This window comes from Flavobacterium phragmitis (assembly GCF_900112575.1).
GTDB classification, from domain to species: Bacteria; Bacteroidota; Bacteroidia; order Flavobacteriales; family Flavobacteriaceae; genus Flavobacterium; species Flavobacterium phragmitis.
Map to the genome: position 1 here is coordinate 216,303 of NZ_FOMH01000003.1, position 21,317 is coordinate 237,619.

At 36.2% G+C, this 21,317-nt stretch carries 9 protein-coding genes; all 9 read left to right on the forward strand.

What is annotated here, in order from left to right; translation table 11 throughout:
* Positions 1–139 precede the first annotated feature (139 nt).
* The 9 genes from BM289_RS06570 to BM289_RS06610 all read left to right on the forward strand — a co-directional run bounded on the left by BM289_RS06570 (position 140) and on the right by BM289_RS06610 (position 21,248).
* Positions 140–3,751 carry a heparin lyase I family protein gene (locus BM289_RS06570; protein WP_091491866.1) on the forward strand — a complete coding sequence of 1,204 codons (3,612 nt, stop codon included), beginning with the start codon at positions 140–142 and terminating at the stop codon, positions 3,749–3,751.
* A gap of 113 nt (positions 3,752–3,864) precedes the next feature.
* Positions 3,865–5,844 (forward strand): heparin-sulfate lyase HepC, encoded by a 1,980-nt coding sequence (gene hepC / locus BM289_RS06575; RefSeq protein ID WP_091491868.1) that lies wholly within the window; start codon positions 3,865–3,867, stop codon positions 5,842–5,844.
* A gap of 813 nt (positions 5,845–6,657) precedes the next feature.
* Positions 6,658–9,810, forward strand: coding sequence for a SusC/RagA family TonB-linked outer membrane protein (locus BM289_RS06580; protein ID WP_091491870.1), 3,153 nt, complete (start codon positions 6,658–6,660; stop codon positions 9,808–9,810).
* Positions 9,811–9,830: 20 nt separating this feature from the next.
* Positions 9,831–11,714, forward strand: coding sequence for a RagB/SusD family nutrient uptake outer membrane protein (locus tag BM289_RS06585; RefSeq protein WP_091491872.1), 1,884 nt, complete (start codon positions 9,831–9,833; stop codon positions 11,712–11,714).
* Positions 11,715–11,961: 247 nt separating this feature from the next.
* On the forward strand, positions 11,962–12,930 hold the full coding sequence (locus BM289_RS06590; RefSeq protein WP_091491873.1) for an ROK family protein: 969 nt from the start codon (positions 11,962–11,964) through the stop codon (positions 12,928–12,930).
* Positions 12,917–14,170 carry an MFS transporter gene (locus BM289_RS06595; protein WP_091492317.1) on the forward strand — a complete coding sequence of 418 codons (1,254 nt, stop codon included), beginning with the start codon at positions 12,917–12,919 and terminating at the stop codon, positions 14,168–14,170. The genes BM289_RS06590 and BM289_RS06595 overlap by 14 nt, the downstream gene beginning before the upstream one ends.
* Before the next feature lie 243 nt (positions 14,171–14,413).
* Positions 14,414–15,763 carry a sulfatase family protein gene (locus tag BM289_RS06600; protein WP_244165335.1) on the forward strand — a complete coding sequence of 450 codons (1,350 nt, stop codon included), beginning with the start codon at positions 14,414–14,416 and terminating at the stop codon, positions 15,761–15,763.
* Between the two features lie 61 nt (positions 15,764–15,824).
* A complete protein-coding gene (locus tag BM289_RS06605; protein ID WP_091491876.1) occupies positions 15,825–18,512 on the forward strand; it encodes a DUF4962 domain-containing protein in 2,688 nt (895 codons plus the stop codon).
* A gap of 60 nt (positions 18,513–18,572) precedes the next feature.
* A complete protein-coding gene (locus BM289_RS06610; RefSeq protein WP_091491878.1) occupies positions 18,573–21,248 on the forward strand; it encodes a DUF4962 domain-containing protein in 2,676 nt (891 codons plus the stop codon).
* Positions 21,249–21,317 lie beyond the last annotated feature (69 nt).

Genomic DNA, 21,317 nt, shown 5'->3' on the forward strand with positions numbered 1-21,317 from the left:
AAATGAATCCTCTAAAATTAATTTAATGAACCTTAAAACACATTACCTATAGAAAAAAAAAGAAGCCTTTGTATAGCTGGCAATTATAATCAACTATAGAATTGCTTACCTACTAACGCAACCAAAAACCTCTATAATTATGAAAAAAAGTTTACTTGCTTTACTCTGTGTATTTGCTCTGTTAGAAGCCAAAGCACAAAATTCCAGCTGGGTATATGACTTTGGCACCGTCGCTGCAGCTCCATACACATCCACTAATTATAGTTCCACTTATTTGCCTGCACCGTTGACTGGTGCTGGCAATTCAGGTGTTAGGGCTTCGTCGACCGCCGAAGGCCCCGTTGAATTGATTTCTTCCAACTTTGCTGGTGGCAGTGGAGCCGAACTTAAAATGACCAGTGGCACTACTACGCCAGGCGCGAAATTTGGTCTTGCTCCTTTTACAGCTACTCCTGTTGCCAATTTTCAATGCAAGATTAACATCAGCTCAGGAACCAACGGCAGGTTTTTATTATATTTTGGTAACGGAAGTAATTTTACCAGCAGTAGCGGATTAAGTTTACCGCAAACCTTTGCCGCCTTACGATTATCTCCTACTTCCACTGCTGTTAGCCTCGATTGGCTTTCTTCAGCCACTAGTCCCAACTACACAACAGTCGGACTTTCTCAAACTACGCTTAATAAAAATCAGGCATATACTCTGAAATTTTTCATGAACAACAGTAACAGCACAACATCATATGTAACTGGAAGCGGCACAAACACAACGACACACAACCTTTTGGCGGGAACTTTTGATATTTGGATTGACAATGTAAAAGTGCTTACCAATGCTGATCCCGGAGCAGGTTTACTTCCACAGGGAACAACTATTAATGGAATGAATTTGCTGAATGTGGGAGCAGGTTCATCAGCTCCGGTAATTTATATTGATGATATCACTTATTCTAATTTTTTAACTGCCAGCCCTCCACCTCCACCACCGACTATCACTGGTACAATTCTAAATGTTAATTATGAAAACGGAACTACAAATTCTGGCTTTACGGGTATTGATGTTACACATGCTACCGCACCCGATGCAGCATTTATTGTACCCGGATATAATAGCACCTACGGCATAGGGCATACTGTAAAAATGGGAAACCCTGCCTACGAATCTGACGGTGGACAACGCAGTGAATCTTCTACAGTTGACGCATATCAATTTTTTCCCGGAGAAGAGCGACGCTATGAAGTAAGTATTAAAATGAAGGATTGGCCTGCCTGGACTTCTACAGACCCGCTTTACGGCGTAGTCCTATTTCAGCTAAAAATGAGCGATGGTGTGGGAGAACCATTAAGAGTGATTGCACAGCGAAACGGTATTGAAAGCAAAAGAGATGTGAGAAATGCAAATGGCGATGCAATAACAACTTCTGCACCATTAGTAGATAATTTCCGCAATTATGTAAATGATTGGATCCACCTACGTATTGATGTAAAGTGGACCACCAATGCTACCGGGTACATTAAGATATATACAAAACTGCCGGGAGAGCAGGATTACAGCCTTAAAGACCAGTCGGAAAACATTGTAACTTTTGTCAGCCAATCGGCAGGAAATATAGGCTATTTAAAATGGGGGGTTTATACGCGAGCCGGAAACCCGGGAGAGTCATTAGAAGGCAATACTACACTTACTTTTACAGCCCATCATGACAATATAAAAGTGTTTGAGCTTAACAATACCAGTACCCCTATCGCTCTTTGGAATAACATGATTACAGATAATAATCCTGCCTATCTGCCGGCACCTTATTCTCCTGCTAACGATGTGCTGGCGTCTAATGTATTATCTAACAGCACTTCGCCAAGCTCAGATTTTTCCCGTAACTCGCTGACGCCCGCCGGAGGTGCTACCCTTAACGGCAGATATTTATTGGGTGGCTGGGCAACAGGTTCGGCCGTTGCGCCCAGCCCGTTTGATGCTGCACAATATTATGAATTTAAAATTGCACCAAAGCCATGCCACCAACTGAACTTTAAAAATATAACCTTTAATTGGAGAACCGCAGGCGTTACAAATCCCAACACATACGTATTACGCTCCAGCCTCGACAATTTTACCAACAACATTTCGGCACCGGTTACTGTAAGCGACGATGCTACCAATACGAGTAATTTTGGAAACAGCTCTATTTATGATTTGGCTAATATTTCAACAAACTCCGAAATAACTTTTAGGATGTATTGGTATGGAGCTACCACTTCTGGAGGTCTTGTGGGTATCGACAATTTTACTTTTAATGGAAATGTTTTGGCAGTAGAATCAAACTTGCAAATAGAAACAAAAAATAATATAATAAAAAACACCGATAATGCCGTTTCTACTTACACAGTGCAAAGCAATGAGTTTGATGCAACAGCTACAGGCAACTGCGACAATATTACGTACAGCTACGTGTTAAGTGGCGCGACAATAGCTAGCGGAACAGGCTCTCTAGCCAATAAAGTTTTTAATAAAGGCGTGACCACAGTTATCTGGACTGCCACTGACGGATGCAGCAGCAATACAACTTCTTTTAATATTACAGTCAATGATATAGAGAAACCATCCTTTACTTTGCCAGATGCAATAACAGTTAGTAATGATGAAAACCAATGCGGTGCAGCAGTATTACTACCTCAACCGATAGTTACTGATAACTGTGCTGTGGCAACTATTACCAACAATGCGCCGGAATTGTTTCCGCTGGGCACAACAACTGTTATCTGGACTGCCGTTGATGTAAACGGCAATACCGCTACGACTTCTCAAACGGTAACTGTTATTGATTCCGCAACTCCGACATTAAACGCAATTGCTTCTGTTTCTCTTTGTTATGATACTAGCAATAATTACACAATTCCTTTGGCAACAGCCACAGATAATTGTACTATAAATACGGTTACTTACGAGATTACAGGCGCAACCACAAGAAACGGAAACGGATTGGATGCAAGCGGGAATTTTAATGTGGGACAATCTAGCATCAAATGGACCGTCACTGACAACGCAGGAAATAGTAATACCGCTACAACTACAGTAACCATCAACAACATATTCTCTTCTAACATTTCTGATGTCTATGCCGTAAATCCCGGCGGAAATGCAAATACCATTTATTTAGGCTATGGTCCTTCGTCACTAGCGCTAACCGCTACGCCTTCAAACGGAATAGCTCCTTTTACTTATTTATGGAGCAATGGAGCAACAGCAAATACTATTTCAGTAAGTCCTTCAACAATAGGAATTCATGATTATAATGTAGTAATTACAGATGCTCTAGGCTGTTCTACTTCAACTTCAAAACAAATAAAAGTGGTTGATGTTTTATGTGCGTCTAAAAAAGTTACAGTATGCCATAACAATAAAAGTCTTTGTATTTCTACCAATGCCGTTTCAGCACATTTGGCTCACGGTTGTTATCTGGGCGATTGCCAAAATACATTTGCTAAAAACAATATGATTTCAAAACAAATTGATGATTTTGAAGCTATTGTGTCGCCAAATCCTACTAGAACAGAATTCCAAATAACCATTACAGGAGGAGATGAAACCCAAGCCATTTTGATTAATCTCTTTGATCTTTCAGGAAGAAAAATAAACACAGTAAAATCAAATTACACATCATCTATGATACTCGGCAGTAATTTGAGTCCGGGAGCTTATCTAGCCGAAATACATAATGGAACAAATACACAAACAATCAAGTTAATAAAACAGTAATATGATTTTTACTGACTTAATGAACACATAAAGATTTAAGAAGCTATTTTTGATCATCAGAAATAGCTTCTTGTTATATAAAAAACAAGTACTATTCTTTTAATTAACATCTAATGATCAATCTAAAAACAACAACAGTATTTCTTTTTACGCTATTGACAGTTTGCCTGACCCAAGCGCAAGAAATAAAAATAAAAAAAGAAAGTTTTGATGCTATCAATCTTAATTATCCTGGTTTAGAAAAAGCAAACAAGCTATATATTTCTGGTAAATATGAGGATGCAGCAAAAGCTTTATTGGACTATTATCGCAATAGAAAAAACATTAAACATCCTGATTTTAATATAGGTGACGAAGCCCGTTTTAGAGGTAAAGATATTGGAAAAGCCAATCAGGAAAAGGCAGACAATGCCTTGGAGCATAAATTTCAGCCACACAAAGGTTATGGCTTTTTCGATTATGGCAAAGACATTAATTGGGAATATTGGCCTATAAAAGACAATGAAGTGCGTTGGCAATTGCACCGCGTAGCCTGGTGGCAATCACTGGGATTAGCTTATCGCAGTACAGGCGACGAAAAATACGCAAAAGAATGGATTTTCGAGTTTAACGATTGGGCCTTCAAAAATCCTTTAGGTAAGTCTAAAGAAAACGATCGTTATGCGTGGCGTCCGCTAGAAGTTTCTGACCGAATCCAAAGCCTGCCAGGCACCTTTAATTTATTTGTGAATTCCCCAAATTTTACGCCATCGTTTTTGCTTGGCTTCTTAAACCTGTACAACAAACAGGTCGATTACATAACACAACATTATACCAAAGATGGCAACCATTTGCTGTTCGAAGCACAACGTGTATTGGGTTCCGGAGCTATTTTTCCAGAGTTTAAACTTGCCGAAATCTGGCGCAAAAGCGGGATCGAAATACTTACTAGAGAAATAAAAAAACAAGTTTATCCTGATGGTGTTCAGTTTGAACTTTCGCCAGTCTACCACGTAGCAACTATCGAGATTTTTTTAAAAGCCTACAATTCGGCAAAACTGGCTGGGGTCGAAAAAGAATTTCCAGCTAGCTTCATTAAAACTACCGAAAATATGACGGTGGCAATAGCAAAAATATCGTTTCCTGATTATAATAATCCTATGTTCGGTGATTCATGGATACAAGAAAAATCATACCGATTAAAGCAGTTTCAAAGCTGGTCTAAAATATTTCCCGATAATCACGTACTAAAATATTTTGCTGCAGATGGCAAAGAAGGTACAATAGATTTCTTATCAACAGCTTTACCAGATGCAGGGTTTTACACTTTTCGTAACGGATGGGATGATAAATCGACTGTAATGATTTTAAAAGCCAGCCCTCCGGGTGAATTTCATGCACAACCCGATAATGGTACCTTTGAACTATTTGTGAAAGGACGCAATTTTACACCAGATACAGGTTGCTATATCTATAGTGGTGATGCTGAAGTGACTAAAATGAGAGATTGGTACCGTCAGACAAAAGTTCATTCCACATTAACGTTGGACAATCAGAATATGTTGATTACTAAAGCAGAACAAAACAAATGGAAAACCAATAAAAATCTGGATTTGATTACCTATACTAATCCAAGTTATAAGAATTTGAGTCATCAGCGTTCGATTTTTTTTATTGATGAGAAATATTTTGTGATTATTGACAAAGCTATCGGTTCAGCCACTGGAAATCTGGGTGTTCATTTTCAATTAAAAGAAGACAGTAATCCCGTTTTCGATAAAACCAATAACAAAGTCTACACCACTTATGCAGACGGCAATAATCTCTTAATTCAATCTTTAAATTCGGATAAGTTATCACTGAAAGAAGAAGAAGGAAAAGTATCGTATGCCTATGCAAAAGAAATCGCAAGACCTACTTTTGTTTTTGAAAAGCCAAAAAGCAACAGTACAACAGAACAATTTATAACTGTATTATATCCGTTTGACGGAAATAAAATGCCAGAAATTAGTATTCAACCCAATGCAGATAACGATTATGAAAAAGGGAATATTAGTCTGAACATTATCATTGATGGCAAAAAAAGCGAACTAAAAACCAGCCTGAAAGATTAAGTGATTTTTCTCTACACTTTCTAAAGACGTCTAAAACTATTCTTTTAGGCGTCTTTTTTTATCCTCCAATTCTTTTAAAACAAATTCAAAATTAGTTTTCTGTACTTCATCCTAAGTAATTTAAATTCATAAGGCAATTTCAAATTTAATTTTATCAGTTTTATCTGAAAAGGAAATAAGAAACAGCCCTTTTTGGACTCTAATTTTATTAAAAATTACATCGTTTTCGTTAACAATTTACTGTATTTAATTTAACATTCATCAAACACAAATTATTGGAGAATAACTCAGTAAAAACAATACTTTATTTATAAAAAAGCAAATCAAAAAACACGTCAAAACCTTGGTTTCAAAGGGTTTTTAAATAATTCACAAAGCAATATTAATCAAAATCAATAGTTATTTGGACATTTTCGAAACTCATCTGTATAGTCGATTTATATATTTGTTTTTATTATAAACAAAAAAAACATGACCAAGCCAAAAAAAATGAACCGACCATTACAAAATCTATTTTTATTTCCTCAGCGTAAAATTCCCCAGCGACTTTCTGAAGTTAATAAATTGTTATAATTTTCTCAACGAACAACAATAGACGGATTGTTTTAAAAAAGAAAAAAAATATAACATAGAACCAAACTTATCACAAGAGTAATTTCGGGATTTCGTAACCGTAATAAAATTATTAGATCAATATCTGCTTGAAATTTACAGAAAAAGTAGCCGCTAATTAATTTTGTAAAACCCGAATATCGACTTAAATAATATTAATAGGAATTAAGATTAAAGCTTATTCCAGTTTAAAGAAAAATTATGAAAAGGACTATATTTTTATTTTTGTTACTTGCAACTTGCCGAGTTGTATACGGACAAGATGTAGTTACAGTAAAAGGTACTGTAACGGACTCACAAGGGATGCCAATACCAAGTGCTACTATCTCTGAAAAAGGGACACAAAACAGCACAATTTCCACAATGGATGGTATTTATCAAATTAAAGTTAAATCGAACGCAATATTAATATTCTCTTATCTAGGTACAAAAACAACTGAAGAGAAGGTTCGCAACAGATCCTCTATTAATATCAAATTACAGGAGGAAACTAACGATCTTAACGAAGTAGTTGTTATCGGGTATGGTACGAAATCTAAAAAAGATCTTACAGGTGCAATATCTTCCGTTAAAGGAGATGAGCTTGCAAAGGTACCAGTGCAAAACGTGGCAGAGGCTTTACAAGGACGTATTGCTGGTATGCAAGTAAGTATGCCGGATGGAACGCCAGGGTCTCAGCCTTCTATTACCATAAGAGGCGGCATGTCTATAACTCAAAGTAATGAACCTCTTTATGTTATTGACGGAGTACCTCAAACTGGTGGATTAGGATTTTTGGACACGATGGATATTGAGACAATGGATGTTCTAAAAGATGCCTCATCGACTTCTATTTATGGTGCACAAGGTGCAAACGGGGTAATCTTAGTAACTACTAAGAAAGCAAAAGCAGGTAAATTAACGCTTAGTTACGATTCTTATGGGGGAATAAAAATGGTAACTTCTGAAATTCCTGTAATGAATCCGTACGATTATGTTAAGTTGATGTATGAAACCAATCTTGGAACTGTACGATTTGATGCGTTTACTAATAATTACGGTAATTATAACGAATTTGAAAGTCTTTATGCAAACCGAGCTGGTAAAAACTGGCAAAAAGAAGTATTTGGAAAACCAGTAGTAAATCAGTACCACAAAGTGAGCATTAGTGGTGGTGAGAATGATACAAAATATAATATGTTTTATTCCAAAAGTGATGATCAAGGTATTATGCAAGGGAGTGCGTCAACAAAAGACATTCTTAAGCTGGCCTTAAATCATACTATGGGTAAAAAGTTAACGCTTAATGCTATCATTAATTATTCTGATCAGAAAATAACAGGATTAGGTACTAATGAAGGAGGAAATGCCCGATTAAGCATGTTACAAACGTTACTTCAATACCGACCTGTAATTGGAAAATCAGGATCAGATGATGCACTGGAGGATTTAATTATTGACCCATTAGACAATCCTGCTTCTCCTGTGTTTCAAAATCCACAGATTACAATTGATAATCAAAAAAGAGAATCTACTATACAGGCCTTAAATTCAAGCCTTCAACTTCAATACAATTTTACCCCTAAAATTATTTACAGAGGTTTGGTAAGCTACACTACTTCAGGCACAACAAAGAAATATTTCAATGGTGCTGAGGGGATTCAGGCTATTAGATCTGGAGGACCAAACGGCGGAATTACCGACCTTAGCAGCTATCGATTTAACTACAACAATACGCTATCATACAATACTACATTCAAAAAAGCACACAAATTTGATGTTACGCTTGGACAAGAATACATTTACAATTATGCTGAATCACATTCCGTTAGTGCTTCTGCCTTCCCTGTTGTGAATATGGGGTGGGATAAATTAGAGTTAGGCACGATTCCAGGAATTCCAACATCGTATGCTGAAGATGATAAAATGTTGTCCTTTTTTGCCAGATCTAATTATTCTTTTAAAGACAAGTACTTACTTTCAGCAAGTATTAGAGCCGATGGTTCCTCTAAGTTCGGTTCACAGAACCGATGGGGTTACTTTCCTTCAATATCAGGAGCCTGGAGAGTCATCAACGAGGATTTCATGAAAGACTCCACTACTTTTTCTGATTTAAAACTTCGTTTAAGTTATGGTGAAGCTGGAAATAACAGAATAGCAAATTACGCTGCATTAGGAATATATACTACAGGTTCTTATCCACTTAACAATCAAAGTGTAATTGCTGCTTTTCAAAATAACATTCCTAATCCGTCACTTAAATGGGAAGCTACTAAATCTGCAAATATTGGTTTAGATTTAGGTTTTTTCAAACAAAGAATAGCGCTTACTACTGAACTATATGAAAACCGTTCTAAAGATTTACTCTTTAACACGCGCCTAGCTGCCAGCTCAGGTTTTCAAAAACAATTCCAAAATATTGGATCAACATCAAGCAAAGGAATTGAATTTACACTAAATACAGTAAATGTTAGAAATCCTAACTTCATTTGGAACACAAGTTTTAACATAGCTTTCAACAAGACTAAAGTTCTTCGTTTGAGTGAAGGCGAAAACACAATGTTAACCAATAGCTATTCTACTATTAACGACTACATATTACAAGTAGGAAAACCTGTTGGTATTATGTATGGCTACGTTAATGATGGTTTATATCAGGTCAGCGATTTTGATTACAATGCAACAACTAATACTTATACTCTAAAATCAACTGTACCTGCAGATAACGTTGTAGTTCAGCCAGGATACATGAAATTCAAAGATATTAGCGGACCAAATGGAGTACCTGATGGCAAAATTACAGATTTAGACAGAGTTCCTATAGGAAATGCTAATCCTAAATTCTCTGGTGGTTTCAATAACACATTTACATACAAAGGATTGGATTTAAGCATATTTCTAAACTTTACTGTGGGCAACGATATTTATAATGCAAACACCTTAAACAATTCCAGACTAAACCAGGATGTTTTAAATACATTAGAAATATTTGCAGACAGATGGACTACTATTAATGCAGCAGGACAACGAGTTACAAACCCTGATGAATTAGCTGCTTTAAACGTTGGAAAAAAGAATCCATCTTATCTGGGTGGCAGTGGAGGTCGTTTGTACAGTGATATCATAGAGGATGGATCATTTTTACGTATCAATAATATAAGCTTGGGATATACATTGCCTAAAAAGTGGCTAAATGATACTAAAATTTCAAGAATGAGATTTTACTTTACTGCCTATAATTTATATGTATTTACCAAATATTCAGGCTATGATCCTGAAGTTAGTGTAATTAATAATTCTTTAACGCGAGGAGTTGATTTTAGTGCTTATCCAAGAGCTAAATCCTTTGTTACAGGTGTAAATATTTCACTATAATTAATTTAAAGTCAGAACAAATGAAAACGAAAATATTCTCTATAAAAGCAATAGTTGCACTTGGTTTAACTTGTCTTCTCCTTCCTCTTAGTTCTTGCGAAGATCAACTTGAGGTAACCCCCTATTCTTATTTCACATCTGCCAACTTTTTTTCTAATGTAGATGAGGCCAACATGGCAACCTTGGGTGTGTACGAAATAATGTCATCTCTGGAAACGTATGGATGGTATGTTCCGCAAGTATTTGATCTTGATACTGATATCGGCCAGGTATCTGGGCTATCTAATGATGATTGGAGAACAATACCACATTATTTAGCACTTTCTCAAACTCCGTTTTTTTACACCTTATGGAGTAAATACTACGCAGGAATTGACAGAGCAAACGTTGTGATTGAAAAAATACCTCAAATGGATTTGTATACCAATGGTACACAAACTGAAAAAGACCAATTGAAGGCATACCTTGGTGAGGCTAAATTTTTACGTGGCTTTTATGCCTCAGAATTAGTGCGTCTATGGGGAGATGTTCCTTTTAAAACTAAAAGCTCACAAGCAGGAGACAATCTCAGAGGAGGACTTGTCAATCGTCAGGAAATATATTCGCAGATCGTAAAAGATATGAAAGAAGCATCTGAGTTATTACCCGCAACTCTGTCTTTGAACGAACGTGTAAACAAATGGACTGCTAAATCGATGCTTGCCCGCATAGCTTTGTTTGCGGGCGGGTATTCATTACAGCCAAATAAGCAAATGGAACGTCCATCTAACTATAAAGATTATTACATCTTAGCACAACAACAAATCAATGATGTTATGGCTGCAAATGTTTATAAGCTAAACAATAATTATGCTCAGGTATTTAAAAATCAATGTAAGCATATATTGGAACCTACCGAAAATATTTTTGAAGTTGCCTTTTTTAATCCTTCTGGTTTTAGAGAAAATGGATCTTGGGTCGGACATTGGAACGCTCCTACAACAGCCAATGGGGTTTATGCCTCAACAGGAACCAGATATTTAACCGTAAGGCCTTTCTATGAAAGTTTTCAAAATAATGATCAAAGAAAAGATTTTGCTGTAGCACGATATACTATCAATGCTGCGGGGGCACGAGTATACGGTTATGTTACAAGCGTTAGACAAGACGAACAATGGGCAGTAGGTAAATGGAGTCGCGAATACCAAACAGGAAAAACAGAAGAAAGACAGTATACACATATTAACTATGTTGTTATGCGTTATTCAGACCTATTGTTACTCAGAGCTGAAGTAGAAAACGAACTTAATGGAGGTCCTAATGCTATTGCATTGGAGGCTATTAACCAAGTAAGAAGAAGAGCTTATGGATTAGATAATACTGGTAGCGGGATAGCACTAACCATTACAAATGCAGGTACTGGTTACACTACTAATCCAACTTTAACAATTACTGGCGGTGGTGGTGATTATGCAAATGCCGTAATAACAGCACGCAATACAGATAATAGCCTAAAGACCATCGTTATTAACAATGTTGGTCAGGGTTATACCTCAGTCCCAACAGTTTCTATTACAGGGGGTGGTGGAGCCAATGCAGTGATAACAGCATCTCTAATTCCTAAACCTGCAACCAGTCAAATTTATGTTCCTACCGGTTTAAGTCAAAATGCCTTTTTAGATCTTATTATCGATGAGCGTGCAAAAGAGCTTTGTTTTGAAGGAATGCGCCGTTCAGATTTGATTAGATGGAATAAACTTGGTACTAAAATCGCAGAAACATCCACTAAAGTACTAGCTATCCGTAGCAATTATTTTTATCCGTCTGCAACTAATTTTATTCCAAACCAACATGAGCTATATCCTTTCCCACAAAATGAAACGGATGTAAACAAAAATATTACACGCCAGAATCCTGGATATTAATTTTCACACTGTTGAGCAATAATTAATGCAGAACTTTTCGGTTCTGCATTTTTTTTTCATCTATGAATAAAAACCTACATATTCTTAAAGTTTGAATGAATTTTAATCAAAATTGATAGATTTTAGGTTAAAATCTAATTTATAATGGGCTTTAAAATCTTTATTTAGCCATAACAAATCCAACTGAGATGCTCAATTAAAAGAAAAAAATAAAATAGCATAAAAAACTTAAGTAAACCCTTGTATTATGATTACCACATTAAATAACACACAAATACCACAATCATACGCGATCGGAATCGATGTTGGAGGCACCGCTCTAAAGTGCGGAGTTGTTAACGAATTTGGAGAAGTACTTTTTTCTTATTTAGTCTCACTTAAAGGCGCAAAAACAGAGCAGGAAATTATACTCTTAATTGCCAATCTTATTCAACAATGTACAGAACGATTAAACGAATCTATTCTTGGCATCGGAATTGGTTTTCCTGGAGTAATTGAAGAAAATGTAATTATTGGTGGTGCAGATAATCTTCCTGGATTTGTTCAGTTTCCGTTGGGTAAAGTTATAAGCGAATTAACAGACCTTCCCATAATTATAGATAATGATGCTAATTTAATGGGGCTCGGCGAATTGAGCTATGGAGCAGCAAAATATTCCAGCGATGCTGTATTTCTGACTGTTGGTACAGGGATAGGTGGTGCAATCTTGATTGATCATCGCTTGTATAGCGGTTTTAAAAATCACGGTGCAGAATTGGGTCATATTGTTATCGAACATGGTGGTTTAAAGTGCTCATGTGGAGGTCGGGGTTGCTTAGAAGCTTATGCTTCAATAACTGCTCTTTTAGAATTTTATAAAAAGGAAAGCGGAAATTCTTCCAATGAAATAGATGGTAAATACCTTATAGAAAAATACCATGCCGGCGAACCTAATGCTGTAAAAGCGCTGGAACGTCATTTTGATTATTTAGCCTCAGGCATCATTAGTTTTATAAACATTTTTAGTCCGCAAAAAGTTGTTATAGGCGGCGGAATTAGTGAATCCGGCCCATTTTACATTAATGAGTTAATTAAAAGAATAGATGAATTGGTAATTCCGATAACCGCAAAACATACTGAAATTGTAGCGGCCAATCTAGGCAATAAAGCCGGTATTTTGGGATGTGCCGCACGTGTCTTTCAAAATTTCAAATCAATTGAATATGAAACGAAATAATTTTTTAGTCTGTGTTATTTTGGTAATCTGGTTTGTCATATCGTTTGTCACCAATATTTTAGGGCCTTTAATGCCATTGATTATTGAAACTTATAAGCTTAGCCTGACAATGGCCGCTTTTTTACCCTTTTCATTTTTCTTAGCCTACGGAATCATGTCAATCCCGGCTGGAATAATGATTGAAAAAATAGGCGAAAAAAAATCAATGTTGATAGCCTTTTCCTTAAACTTGATTGGTGCATTATCATTTGCATTTCACCCCACTTATACCATAGCTCTTAGCTCTTTATTTGTCATTGGTATCGGAATGGCCATGTTGCAGGTTATCATTAATCCGTTGATGCGTACAGCTGGTGGAGAGGAAAATTTTGCTTTTTATTCTGTTATGGCCCAAATGATTTTTGGTTTGGCCTCATTCGTAAGTCCGTTTGTTTTTAGCTATATGATTAAATCTTTAAATGGAGGAATCGCAAATATAATAACCGATAATTTGCGAGATTTAGTAGGAAATAATGCTTATTGGACTTCTTTGTATTGGCTTTTCAGTCTAATTTTTGTTATAATGGTTATTTTACTAACAATCATTAAAATACCCGTTGTCAAACTTAATGATGATGAAAAGTCGGGAACTTTTAAGACCTATCTCAATCTTTTAAAACAAAAAGAAGTGTGGCTTTTTTTCTTAGGAATTGTAGCTTATGTAGGTACAGAACAATCTCTGGCCAATTGGATGTCGGAATTTTTACGCGCTTACCACAATGTAGACCCAAGCACAGTTGGAGCTAACACGATTGCGCTTTTTTGGGGATTAATGACAGTGGGATGCCTTCTTGGATTACTTATCTTAAAAATATGGGATTCAAAAAAGGTATTAAAATCAGCTTGTATTCTCTCTGTTTTAATACTATTCGTCGCTTTATTTGGAAATACACAAATGGCATTATGGGCATTTCCTGCAGCTGGTTTTACTATTTCGGTAATGTTCTCTATTATCTTTTCTTTGGCACTTAATTCAGTTACCAAAAATCATGGCTCTTTTTCAGGTATTTTATGTTCTGGTATTTTTGGAGGAGCATTGGTTCCTTTAATTGTAGGCAACCTTGGAGATTTTATAGGCTTAAAATATGCTTTACTATTCCTTTTCCTAACGCTCGGTTATATCTTATTTCTTTCTTTTACTGCCCAGCCAATTGTGGCAAATAAAACGATAAAATTAAAAGATTTATTTAAAACATTATAAAATATAGCCAATCTTAAAATACCCTTATCCATTAAGCAAAACAGACTTATTCCCAGTTATCATCTACTATAAGCATTGATTTTGGTTAATTTTAATATCATTTTAAACAAATTTAAAACACAAAGAATCCATAGATAACTAAATTCGTCTTTTGTTAAAAAGAGTTATCACAGCAAAAAAAATCTGCTACATCAAATTAGATATATTATGCTACTTAAAAAAAACATATTAACAATCTGTTTATTGACGTTACTGAATGTTCCATTTACAAGCAGTGCACAGACAACTGCAAAACCGAATATTCTAATCATAATGACAGATCAGCAAACTGCTGATGCTATGAGCATTGCCGGCAATAAAGATTTACATACACCGGCAATGGATCGCTTAGCGAAAAACGGAGTTCGATTTACAAGAGCCTACTGTGCACAGCCATTATGCTCACCGTCACGCACATCTTTAATGAGTGGAAAAATGCCCTATGAAACCGGTTTTATAGGGAATTCGCCAGAAAAAGATGGTCAATGGCCGGAAGATCTCTTAATGATGGGTAAAATTTTTCAAAACGGAGGTTATAAAACAGGCTATGTTGGAAAATGGCATTTACCTGTACCTACTACCAAGAAAAGTCAACACGGTTTTGAATTTATCGAAAACACCAATTTTCTAGATTATAATGATGCCGCGACACCTTCGTTTTGTGCACGCTTTATCAAAGAGAATAAGGACATTCCTTTTTTACTGGTAGCTTCTTTTTTGAATCCGCATGATATTTGCGAATGGGCTCGTGACGAGGATTTAAAAATGGATGTTTTAAAAGATGCGCCACCACCTGATCAATGTCCTGCCCTTCCTGCTAACTGGGAGATTCCTCTTAATGAACCTAAAATTGTTCGAGATCAGCAAAAAACAGTAGGACTGCGCACCTACCCTTCTGTAAATTACACCCCTGAAAAATGGCGTCAATACCGTTGGGCCTATAACCGTCTGATTGAAAAAGTAGATGTATATATCGAAATGGTAATGGCATCGCTTAAAAAATATGGCGTAGAAAAAAATACCCTCATTATTTTTACAGCAGATCATGGCGATGGTTATGCAGGTCATAGCTGGAACCAAAAACAAATTCTATACGAAGAAGCTGCAAAAATTCCTTTTATCATCTCAAAATTAGACGGATCTATTCCTGCCCGAACTGATGATATGTTAGTTTGTAATGGTATCGACCTTATTCCTACTATATGTGGATTTACTGGCGTAAAAAAGCCTGAAGCTTTAAAAGGAATTGACCTGAGTAAAAAAATAACTAATCCATCGCAAATACTACGTGACACCTTGGTTATTGAAACTGATTTTGCCGATAATGAAGACCTTTTAGGTATCAGCGGGCGTTCTGTAATTACCAAAGATTTCAAATATATAGTTTACAACAAAGGTGTTATTAAAGAACAGCTTTTTGATTTGAGTAAGGATCCTGGTGAAATAACCAATCTTGCGGTAGACAAAACATATAAAAAGAAGCTCATTAGTATGCGCAATTATTTAAAAAAATGGTGTAAAACGAACGGCGATAATTTTACAGCTGAGCTATGATCACAAGATATTCTCTTTAATCTTCTTGTTTATCAGGAAAATCAAAATAACAAACAAAGTAATGAAAAAAATAACTTCGCTGTACTTTCTACTACTTTTTATAAACGTTTTTGCGCAGCAACAATCATCCGTTATAAAACTAACAGCAGATAAGCTGCACGGTCGTTTAAGAGAATGGCCTTATCCCGCCAATGGCATAACAGTCCCTACTAACAGTCCATCATTATTATGGCCTGGTACGAATGGAAAAGAAAAAATTGTTTTGGCAGGAGATATTGGTGACGATTTTGAACTTGACCCTAAAATCCATCAGGTTATTTACAAAGTAATACTGGCAAGCGATAAAGATTTTAAACAAAACGTTATAGCAGGGAAAGAACAGCCTTGGGCTATGTATCCTTTACATCAGGCCTTAAAACCAGGAAATTGGTATTGGAAGTATGCTTATGCTACTAAAGGAAAGCAAAATTGGGTTTGGTCACCAGTATACAATTTTGTGATTGACTCCAAACACAATAATGACAAAGTTACACCAACAGCAGAGCAAGTTCTAAAACGCCTAAGTGGTCCACATCCCCGACTTTGGAATATGCATCAGATTGGGAAAGAATTTTATCAAAATAATCGTAATAATCCTGAAGCAGCCAAATTCATTGCTTACGCAGAAAAGTTGATGCTGGAACCATTGCCCGAAGAAAAACCACGAAGATTTATTGATACGACAGGACAAACGACACTTCAAAAAAAGATTGCTGTAGAATCAATGTATCATGGTTTTGGTGATATGGTAGGCAATCCCGTTCGTAATTTATGTATTGCCTATCAGCTAACAAAAGATAAGCGCTTTATAATTGATGCTAAAAAAAGAGCACTGAATATTGCAAAAATGAATCCCGATGGATTAGCTACCCGTGATGATTTTACAGGTGGTGCCATACTGGAAGCAGTAGGATGGTTTTATGATACTGGTTACGATTTTCTAAGTGAGGATGAAAAAAAATTGTTTCTGAAAGTAATCAAATTACGTGGCGAACGAATTTATCGACACCTTCCTAACCGTTTCGAAATCAATATAAACGATAACCACATATGGCAAATTACCCTTCGAAATTTGGCTATTGGAGCGGTTTCGGCATCAAATGAAGTTCCCGAAGCTAATGAATGGTTAGAATATATCTATGAAGTATGGTCAGCACGTTTTCCTATTTTAAGCAACACTGATGGAGGCTGGCACGAAGGAAGTGGCTACTTTAAAGTAAATTTCAGATCATTCCTTTACCTGTCTCAGATGTTAAGTGATTTAAGCGGTTTTGATTACTTCAACAACATTCCGTGGATGCAAAATCTGCCTTATTTCTTACTATACACACATCCTTCCAATGCATCTTGCATGGCCATGGGAGATATGTGGGAAAAAGAACCCGGTATCGCCAAAATAGATGCCTTTTTTGCAGATGGACTAACGTATAAAATCGATAATCCATACCTCAACACTTATGTTGCCAACATTAAAAAAGATTATCCAAATTATTTTAATGGCACTGATGATTTATTATTCTATCGTCTTTTAAACTACAAATCAAAACGCAATTTACCTGAATCATCTTTGGCAGAATTACCAAAAGCACGTTTATTTAAAGATGTAGGGATTGTCGCAATGCATGAGGATCTCGCAAATCCAGATAAAAGCCTTAGCAGTTATTTTTTCAGCATTCCTATGGGCTCATCCGGACATGGTCATGCTTCGCAAAATGCATTTACCATTAATTACAAAGGTAAAACAATTTTTGGTGGCACTGGTTATTACAGCAATTTTAGCGATCGTCATAACCTTCTTGACTATCGTACCGCGCGAGCGTATTCAACCATTTTAGCGGATAGTCTTGGGCAAAAAATTGGAGAAAACGGTTATGGTTGGGTACCTCGTTTTATTACGGGTAAACATGTACAATATGCGCTCGGAGACGCTACAAATGCATATGGTCCCATTACCAATGAATTTTGGCTTGAACGTTTTAAAAGTATAAATGTAATCCCTAATGAGGCTAATGGTTACGGCCAACCAAACATCACCTTATATCGCAGACATTTATTACAGTTAGAAGGCGGTTATGTTGTACTTTACGACGAACTCGAAGCCAAAAAACCTATAAAATGGACTACACAGTTTCAGGTGCCTTATTATACTATGACACCCGAAAATTCAGCGGCCAGCACCCAACAAAATTTTGAGGTAAAAACCGATGTAGGAAAAGTGATGACAAGCGTTTTTACCAACTTACCAACAACTATGATAGTACACAATAAATTTGCAGAAACAGCAGTAAACTGGAATAAAGTATTGGGACCCGATGGTAAAGTTTTTGAATATAAAGAGCAATGGCATGCAGGAATTACCTCTACACCACAACAAAAATTTCGTTTTTTAACCATTATTCAAATTAAAGATGGCAAAACCGAAATATTAAAAACTATTAAACTGGCTGACGGAATTACCAGCGTTAAAGTAGGTAATTGGAATATTCAGGCACAGTTAGACGGCACTAAACAACCAGCCCTGCAGGCTAATAACAATGTATTAAAAACCATCTTTAACTACGGAGCATTACCTGTAACTGTTGATAATAAAAAATACAAACATAAAATTGATGGAAGTTCTATGCTGATAGAAACAGTAAAAGGAAAAACCAACCAGCAAGAAGTTGTAGATGAACTGCCAGACGTAGCAAAATATGATTCAAAGGACTAAATACAATAACATGCCGAAATATAAACTGACTAACAACCCAAAATATGTTACTAAAATAAAATGAAAAATATATATCTCCTTGCCTTTATCACATTAACAATCACCTCATTTGCGCAACAATCAGCTACTATAAAATTAACGGCCGAAAAATTGCATGGACGTGTACGTGAATGGCCATATCCGGTAAATGGAATTACAGTCCCAACCAATGCTCCGGCGTTGCTTTGGCCTGCTACTAACGGAACAAACATGGTAAAATCAATGGAAACTGGCAGCGAAGTTCCTGAAGATCCCAACATTGGTAATGTGCGCTACCAAGTAATGCTGGCAACCGATAAAGATTTTAAAAACAACCTAATTACCAGTGGTCTGCAAAGCTGGGCAGTTTATCCCTTGCATCAACCGCTAAGAGCCGGGCGTTGGTACTGGAAATATGGTTTTGCCTTAAAAGGTACAAATCAATGGACCTGGTCACCGATTTACGATTTTATTGTGGATGCTAAACATGCAAATGAAAAAGTTTCGCCACCCGTTGCCGATGTAATTAAACGCAACGAAGGTCCACATCCAAACTTGTGGAATATGAATAAAATTGGAGAAGAATTTTACAGAAACAATCTGCAAAATCCTGAAGCTCAAAAATTGGTTAAATATGCCGAAAAATTAATGCTTGATCCTTTGCCTGTAGAAAAACCAAGACGTATTATTGATACTGTTGGGAAAAATCCGCTGGAAAAAAAGAAAATTATAGAATGGATGTATCATGGTTTTGGAGATATGGTAGGAACTCCTATTCGTAATTTGGTTATCGCATACCAACTCACAAAAGACAAAAGATTTATTTTAGATGCAAAACGCAGAGCGATAAATATTTTGAATATGGATCCTAACGGATTGACCACACGAGATGATTTTAATAGTGGTGCTGTATTAGAAAATTTGAGTTGGTTTTACGATGCCGGTTATGATTTTTTATCTCCAGAAGAAAGAGAGAAGTTCAAAGAAAATATAACTTTTAGAGCAAAACGTATTTACAACCATCTCCCAAATCGTTTCGAACTCCATGTGAGCGACAATCACGTTTGGCAAATTACCTTGCGTAATCTGGCTATCGGTACAGTTGCAGTAATAAACGAAGTTCCTGAAGCCAAAGAATGGCTTACGTATATGTACGAAGTCTGGTCGGCACGTTTTCCAGTGTTGGGTACTACAGATGGTGGCTGGCATGAAGGAAATGCCTATTTTGTAGTAAACTTTAGATCTAACATTTACCTGTCTCAACTTTTTGGAGACTTTAGCGGAATCGATTATTTCAAACTTCCATGGATGCAAAATACGCCTATGTACATGTTATACTCACATCCTCCTACTTCGGCGTCAACTGCAATAGGCGATATGTGGGAAAACATTCCCAAAATAAACAAGGGGGAAGCGGGCTACTTAGAAGCGCTGAGCTACCGAATAGACAATCCGTATCTAAATTGGTATGTAGATGAAATTAAAAAAACTTTTCCACAATACTTTACTGGTACAGACGATTTCCTGCTGTTTCGTTTATTAAACAATAATCCAAACAGAAAATTAATCAGTACGTCTCCTGAAAAATTACCTAAAACCAGGAAATTTGCAGATATAGGTTTAGTAGCAATGCATGAAGATCTGAGTAATGCCGATAAAACGTTAAGCAGTTATCTCACTAGCAATCCATTTGGTTCATCAGGTCATGGCCATGCTTCTCAGAATGCTTTTACTATTAATTATAAAGGAACCGTATTGTTTGGAGGTACCGGATATTACAGCAATTTTAGTGATAGACATAACTTGTTAGACTACCGTACGTCAAGAGCATATAACACTATTTTAGCTGATAGTTTAGGTCAAAAAATTGGTGAAGAAGGTTATGGTTGGATAGCTCGGGCCATTTCAGGAAAACATATCCAATATGCTTTGGGAGATGCAAGCAATGCTTACGGCGATATTAAAAGCGAGTTTTGGTTGGATCGATTTAAGCAAATAGACCTCGAGCCAAACAAAGCCAATGGTTTTGGAGAAAGCGGTGTAACATTGTATCGCCGACACATGTTGCAACTAACGGGTGGTTATATTATACTATATGATGAACTGGAAGCCAAAAAACCCGTAAAATGGACCACTCAATTCCATACACCATACGCCACTATTGAAGCACAAAAGACAGAAAATCCAAATCAGCAAAACTTTATTGTAAAAACTAATTTAGGTAATGTTAGTACAAACGTTTTTGCCAGTGCCCCATTAAATATTGTGGTTCATGATAAATTTGCTGAAACAGCTGTAAACTGGAACAATGTAAATGATGCAGACGGCAAAATCAAGGATTTCAAACTGCAATGGCATGCGGGAATCACTTCTGAACCAAAACAAAAATTCAGATATCTAACTATTATTCAGGTTAAAGATGGCAAAACCGAAATCATTAAAACAATTTCAAACAATAACGGTTTATTTCAGTTGCAAATTGGCGATTGGGAAATAAAAACACAACTGGACGCAGAAAAACCTGCAGGCTTGCAAGTTTTAAATAAAACATTAAAATCACTATTTAGTTATGGCAATTTATCTATTAATTTTCAAGGTAAAAATTATGTGCCTAAAATTAAAGACAGCTCCCTATTATTAGAAATGAAGGATTCAAAATTAGATAAACAGGAAGCTATTGATGAATTACCGGATGTTGCCAATTACGATAAAAACTAAAATAAAAAAGGTGTTTTCTTTTTCTCTAAATTAGAGTCAATTTATTTTAAAAAGAGAAAATCAAGCTCA